Here is a 6,640-nt window from a genome sequence, read left to right as displayed (position 1 = left end):
GCTAGCTTTTTAGAAAGAATAACGTTTTTTGTCACTTGGGGGTAGTGAAAATTCTTAAGTTGATGGGCATGGGGTAATTACGCAAAAAACAAAGCAAATCTAACACACAACTTAGAGTCATTCAAAATTTTATGTTTAATTACATTCAAAAGAAATGGAGAGAACTCTATGACTGAAAAGATATTTAAAATAAACGAGATTGATATATGTACAGAAAGCTTTGGAAACCCTAAAAATCCAGCTATTTTATTAATTATGGGTGCTACGTGTTCAATGGTTTATTGGGATGAAGAATTTTGTGAACAGTTGGCTAACACGGGGAAATTTGTTATTCGTTTTGATAACCGTGATGTGGGACGCTCTGTCGCATATGAACCTGGAACTTCTAATTATTCCGTTACGGATATGGCTGAAGATGCAATTGGGGTACTAGATGCTTATCATATTGACAAAGCGCATCTATTTGGTATGTCTTTAGGCGGTATGATCGCTCAAATTGCTGCTGTAAAACATCCCGAAAGAATATTAACATTAACATTACTAGCTACAAGTGTGATAGGCTCTGACAATAACACACGTGACTTACCCCCGATGGATGAAAGAATTTTAACACATCACGCAAATGGCACGCATTTAGATTGGACAAATGAAAATATTGTAGCAGAATATTTAGTTTCAGGGTCCCGTCTATTATGCGGGTCCAAACGCACATTTGATGAAAAAAGAGTCTATAATCAAGTAAAACAAGAAATTGAACGAGCTAACAATTTATTAAGCATGTTTAATCACGCTTTACTTCAAGGCGATGATGCATATGAAGGGGTGCTTCACTCCATACAAGCACCTACATTAGTCATTCACGGAACAGACGATACCGCACTCCCTTTTGAACATGGTCTCGCACTTATCGATGAGATTCCTAACTCAGCTCTATTAACTCTTGAAGGCGCTGGACATGAGATTCATCCTGATGACTGGGAAGACATCATTCATACTGTTACTGAACATACAGCTAAAATAATAGAAAAATAATGAATAGGAGGGGCACGCCGCAATTTGTGTCCCCCCTATCTTTACATGTAAAAACGCCCATCACTGTATCCGTATGTATAGTGATGGGCAATACTTATATTTTTCTATGTTTAAAAAAACGGACAATCTAATTGATCAACAGCTTCCCATGATTTTTTTTTATATTATCGGTGGATTTATTTGCTTCTAGTGGTAAGCTTTTAAAAGGATTAACTTCTACTTTTAATAAAGATGATGGCTCAACGTATAACGAGAAAACATGGCTACTTGGTATAGCTTTTGACACATCAATATCTCCTACTTGTTTAAAAAGTTGCTGCGCTGCAAAGAAAAAGAAGTTGGTTGGATTTGATTGTTTATTCAGCCATGCAAGCATTTCAGGTGATACTGACTTATGAATATTAATTTTTACTCGGTCACCACGTTTATATCGCCTAGATCGCATACTTCCACCAACTAACTTATTGTTAAGTTTGTAAATCCTAACTCTTTTTGCTTATGCTCTCTATATTTTGGCGAACAAGTGTAGACTAATAACCCACGTGCATTTGTAAATAATGGATTATCTACAAAGATTACATTTGTTAAACGCCCTTTTTGTTTTAAAATCATTTTCAGGCTATTTTTTATGATAACTGCGCCCCCGCCATAAATAAAAACATATGGATCGTCTTTCATATCATCAATTTTGTTAATAATATCCGTTGCAACGCGCGCTGCTAAACCTAATAGTGCTGGTTGTGATTCCTCAACTAATAATGCATTTCTAGGGTGTTTATCATTTAAATAAATTTGATTGAATTCTGTAATACTATCAATTGTCTTTGTTGGATACTTCCGGTTCCATCTCGTAATAATTTGTAGTAACGTTTCTTTCACACCGTACGATAAACCCTTACTTAGTTGTGGTCTAAAGTTTACACCTAGTGAAACGACTTCTTCTGTCGTTCCTGCACCAATATCAAAAGATAATAATGTTTTATCAACAAAATCAATTTCTGACACTTTATTTTGTTCACATTCTATTTTATGTTTTACAACATTTCCTTCTTCATCATATACAATGCCCCACGTCCCAGAAGCACCCTCAGGTAGGCATTTGCAATATTCGATGGAAATATTAATTGTAACATCACGTCCGTTTGGATAATGGAACACAACCTTATGATTCCCCATATAACGTTTCGCATTTTCCGCCGCTATTTCTTGTGTAATAAGCTGCATAGGGAGAGCAACAGATAAATCATATCGAATGTTAATATGGCTAGAAGTTGGACTTTGACGCATAGCACTTACGGCTAAACCAGATAGAATCGTAATAACCATTAACTCATCAGTTGACTTATTCGATTTCTTCTCAACCTCAGTACCTTTTAATTGATCTTGAATGACTTTTTCTCCAACGATATACCGCACATTATTTAACATTAACGATGGAGAACTAATGGTCACGTCAATGTGATTTTCTAATTCAGATAATGAAACATCTTCCTCATCTAAAAGTCCTGTAGGCTCTCCTATATATAAAGCATATATACTCGGAATAAAAATAGGATCTTGCCCTTTCACCATTAACTTCAAACCATTATTTCCTGCATCAGCACCAGCTTTTAAAAGAATAGACATAACTACCCCCTAAATTAATCTGACATCCCTTCCAAATATATGCGAGCCCATTCTTTTACATTCAAATGTAATATAATTTTTTATTAACCGTACATACAAAATATCATTTTCACGGCTCTGTGTGTAAAAAGTATTTGACATTAAACTTTCCCAATTTTATACTATAGTTGTAAAGAGTTTTTTACAACAATGGAGGTGCCATTTTTAAATTGAACCATAAAAAATTTATTTTCATAATTATCGTTGTATCATTAATCGTAGTTCTCATACATGGGGCATATAAATATGTAACGGAAGGTTCGATTTTGGGAGGAACAATATTCGCTTTTTCGTTAATTATCGGTAATTTAATTAATCAAATTACTTGGGGAGATCCAAACGGAGTATCGGAAGAAAGCCAAGATGAAATGGGACAGCAAATTACATATAAAAGCTCTAAAATTGCATATTTTACGCTCGTAGTTGTAATGTTCCTTATATTACTCTTCTCTGAAGGGTTTTCTATGGGAGCTAATTTAGATGGGGTTAAAAACTTCCCTCTTTTTATTGCACTGTGCTCTTCATTCTTTATTTATCCTATCATTGAACTCATTGTAGCGAAACAATATAAATAAAAAGAAGAGGTTTTCTATAGACAGAAAACCTCTTCTTTTTATAGTTATATACTCTCTACAATCGCTTTTAATTTATTCACAGTCCGCCAATTTCTTACTGTAGCTGGTGTATGCAACTTCTGAAACTGGTTCATTAATTTAGAGTTTCGAATGCTATTTTTGAAAAATAAATACACAACTTTTTCATGAATACAACAATCTTCAATCTCATTTTTTTGCATAAGTAGCTGATCTTTTTCTGTTTTAGAAAGTTCATGTGCTAAGAAGGCAATATGTATACTTTCGCCTTCTCGCAATGAATTGACTTCATAGGGGCATCTTTTTGTAATGTTTATAAATTCCTCATGTGTTCTTAACATAACCGGAACATCAAAACCAAAAACGTTTTTAATTTCAGATTGTATTCGTTTGTTTAGAAAATCAATATCTTTTTCAGATTCGAACACGATATTCCCACTTTGAATATATGTTTTCACTTGTTTCAACCCTATTGATTCAAACGCTTGTTTTAAATCAGCCATTTTGATTATCTTATGCCCGCCTACATTGATTCCTCTTAGTAATGCAATATAAATTGTCATATCAATCCTCCGCATTTTAATGAACTGAGCAATTAAGTTGATTTTCACTCTCATATTTCTCGAATATTTGTTTTAATTCCTCTAACATATCATGTATAGATAATATCTCAAATAAAATGATAGATTCACTTGAAAAATGATGATGATATTGATTCGGTTTACAATGTGCTAAATCATTTTTATTAATCCAAAATTGCTTATCTAATTCATCAATCAGTTTAAAATGTTCCTCATCTATTTTTTCACAATGATTTCTTAATATAGAAATTATAGAATGAATTGTTCGTCGTAAAATTTCTTTTTCATTTTGTGACCAATCACATGTTTCAATTGGTGCTCGAGCTAAATTATCTATATGATAAATAATTTGCTGTAATAAATGAAGTTGCTTTTGTACAAGTAAAAAGCTTCTCATTTCTTTTTTTGTATGTCGATGGTATTTCCAATCTTTTTGCTCATATTGAACAAATTGTACTGCTTTATGTAATAATACAGTTAATTTAGAAAGAGTATAGGTTGTCTCCTTTTTTATAACTTTCCCATCCATTAACGCAGTAAGCCATTCCTCCATAACATTTGCCGTTTTAACAAATAGCTCTTCTGTACATCCCGAAATTGTTTTAACATAGTGTGGTGGTAAGATGAAAAAATTCACTAAAGTAGACACTATAATACCAGTAGATGTAGTAGCTAATCGAATTAAAAATGCAGTAAAATAATGATCTGCCGTAATGGGAATCATTGCAACAGCAGTTAAAGTTGCGACTAACGTTCCTGCGTGTAGCCTTAGTTTTTGACATGTAACGATTGTAAACATTGCCGCTAACGCATAAGAAAGCGCCTGATGACCTAGGAAAAATGTGAAAGTCATTGCATACGCTGATCCAATTGTTGAAGCTGGAAAACGAACTAGTCCTTTTTTTATAGAATCCGTTGCGGTTGGCTCAATTGTTACAATTGCTGTAATAACAGCAAAAATAGTTGGTATATTGAAAAATTCGCAAACTAGAACTGTAAGAAAAACCGCAATTCCTGTCTTTATCACCCTTCCACCAATAATATTCCATTTTCTAACTTGATTCATTTGTATTTCCTTCATTTCTATTTCGTTTATTTATATATTTTACAACATATATTGTTCCAAATAAAAAAACTTACTACTTTACTATGCAAGAGTAAGTTTTTCTTCTCATTATTTTATGATAGGTAAATGCATTATAATTTGTTGACCAATTGGTCCCATTCTTCTAAGTCCTTTATCTTGGAAGCCAACTTTTTCATATAAATTTTGTGCTGGAATATTTTTTTCATTCACAGCAAGTACAACTTCATTTTTCATCGGAAAATAACGTTGTACAAACTCTTGTAATAGTGCCAGTGATTTTTTAGCGTATCCCTTCCTTTGTCTATTGTGATTTATAGAAAATGAAGTTAAAAGTAAAGCGTTCTCATTTTCTGTGAATTCCTGCACTCTATCTCCTGTTTGCAATGCAAAAAGACCAACAGGTACCCCATTGTAATCTAAAATAACAATGACATTTTTTGTACGATCATTTTTTGCTTTTTTCAATAATTCAGCTGGGTCCGACGTAAATCGAACTTGTTCACTTGGTAAAGTAAATGTTTCTATAACTTCTTTATATTCCTCTTTATACGGAACTAATTGAATCTCCCCTGTATGTATGTTCATGATAAACTCTCCCATTTTTTACTTATTAACTTAAACCTTGCTGCACTTTAGAATGTACTTTGCCATCTAAAAATGTAATTTCAACTAATGCAGTTGGATTGCTTCCCTTCCAAGCAAAAATTTGCTTAATTTGTGTAGAATGTTCCACCCCTTCTTCTATGAGTAAATCCCCTTCAAAACCAATTAAATCTTTCACTTCTTTATAAGTCATTCCTTCATTTATATTGGAGAAATGATTTATATTGATAGATTTTTTCTTTTGATTTTCCATCACAGTAGAAGAAGTCGCTGTGTGCTTTTTTACTTCTTTCTTCTGTTCACACGCTGTCATACTGAAACCTAAGCATAAACTACATAATATTAATGTGCTTTTTTTCATCATAACAGTTGTCCCTCCCATCATAATTAAACCATATATTCCCTTAAAAATAAACTGAATATTTAATATTATATTGAAAAACCCTGTACAATTTAGTACAGGGTTACTGTTAAATTTATTTATTTAAATGATTATTTGATTGGTCATTCTGTTCTTTTCTCAGTTCTTGCTCTTCATCTTTTGGTAATTGTTTATCATTATCTTGAATTGGATTCGTTTCTTTATTTTCAATCATGTCATTTGGAACTTGTGGCATTACACGGCCAACAATTGCTGCTAACTCATCCAGTATACCTTCGCCTGTTTTTCCTTTTTTAATTTGCTTTCCAATTTGTTTCAGTCGTTCATACGTATCAACATCTGCTACAACAACTGCATTAGCACCATCAGGATCGTTTTTCAAACTTTCTGCAACAGAGTATTTAATGGATTCAACACGTGTTCGATCTAGTTTCGCTTTTACATCAATTCCTACGATAGCATATTTCCCAACTACTACCGCTGTCGCATCATTCACACCTGGCACACTTGCCGCTAAAGACGCTAAATGGTCCGCTGCTTTTTCATTTGGCTTATTTGACTTATTTGTATAATTAACATTTTTCATTGAAACATTTTTTTGCTCGGGCTTTTCGTTTGGATTATCCTTTTTTCCAATACTGCATCCAGTTATTAAAAAACAAACCATCAACATATATATTAAAATCTTCATTATTCT

8 protein-coding genes and 1 pseudogene are annotated in these 6,640 nt (G+C 33.0%); 2 read left to right on the top strand and 7 right to left on the bottom strand.

The window, feature by feature from the left end; all coding sequences use genetic code 11:
• Positions 1-168: 168 nt before the first annotated feature.
• Positions 169-1,032 (top strand): alpha/beta fold hydrolase, encoded by an 864-nt coding sequence (locus tag PDQ33_RS20100; protein WP_000136574.1) that lies wholly within the window; start codon positions 169-171, stop codon positions 1,030-1,032.
• A gap of 110 nt (positions 1,033-1,142) precedes the next feature.
• Here PDQ33_RS20100 and PDQ33_RS20095 read toward each other — a convergent pair.
• Both PDQ33_RS20095 and PDQ33_RS20090 read right to left on the bottom strand, forming a co-directional pair.
• A pseudogene (locus PDQ33_RS20095) lies at positions 1,143-1,477 on the bottom strand (hypothetical protein).
• Between the two features lie 11 nt (positions 1,478-1,488).
• A complete protein-coding gene (locus PDQ33_RS20090) occupies positions 1,489-2,658 on the bottom strand; it encodes a ParM/StbA family protein (protein WP_000025610.1) in 1,170 nt (389 codons plus the stop codon).
• Positions 2,659-2,867: 209 nt separating this feature from the next.
• Here PDQ33_RS20090 and PDQ33_RS20085 point away from each other — a divergent pair, with 209 nt between their 5' ends.
• Complete coding sequence (locus PDQ33_RS20085) at positions 2,868-3,272, top strand: hypothetical protein (protein ID WP_061130376.1); 405 nt, start codon at positions 2,868-2,870, stop codon at positions 3,270-3,272.
• Positions 3,273-3,316: 44 nt separating this feature from the next.
• Here the strand turns inward: PDQ33_RS20085 and PDQ33_RS20080 are convergent, their stop codons facing one another.
• From PDQ33_RS20080 to PDQ33_RS20060, 5 genes are all read right to left on the bottom strand, one after another.
• Positions 3,317-3,853 carry a DUF1697 domain-containing protein gene (locus PDQ33_RS20080; protein ID WP_048557909.1) on the bottom strand — a complete coding sequence of 179 codons (537 nt, stop codon included), beginning with the start codon at positions 3,851-3,853 and terminating at the stop codon, positions 3,317-3,319.
• Positions 3,854-3,869: 16 nt separating this feature from the next.
• Positions 3,870-4,937 (bottom strand): aromatic acid exporter family protein, encoded by a 1,068-nt coding sequence (locus PDQ33_RS20075; protein WP_061130378.1) that lies wholly within the window; start codon positions 4,935-4,937, stop codon positions 3,870-3,872.
• Positions 4,938-5,045: 108 nt separating this feature from the next.
• Entirely contained in the window at positions 5,046-5,543 is a 498-nt protein-coding gene (locus PDQ33_RS20070; protein ID WP_076868638.1) for a GNAT family N-acetyltransferase, read from the bottom strand.
• A 25-nt stretch (positions 5,544-5,568) separates the two neighbouring features.
• Positions 5,569-5,925, bottom strand: coding sequence for a hypothetical protein (locus PDQ33_RS20065; protein ID WP_000976537.1), 357 nt, complete (start codon positions 5,923-5,925; stop codon positions 5,569-5,571).
• A 112-nt stretch (positions 5,926-6,037) separates the two neighbouring features.
• On the bottom strand, positions 6,038-6,634 hold the full coding sequence (locus PDQ33_RS20060; protein WP_000698002.1) for a YhcN/YlaJ family sporulation lipoprotein: 597 nt from the start codon (positions 6,632-6,634) through the stop codon (positions 6,038-6,040).
• Positions 6,635-6,640: the final 6 nt, after the last annotated feature.

The sequence above is a fragment of the Bacillus cereus group sp. Bc031 genome (genome assembly GCF_027716265.1).
Taxonomy (GTDB): domain Bacteria; phylum Bacillota; class Bacilli; order Bacillales; family Bacillaceae_G; genus Bacillus_A; species Bacillus_A paranthracis.
The sequence above is the reverse complement of the archived record's forward strand: the minus strand, read 5'-3'. Positions and strand labels throughout refer to the sequence as shown.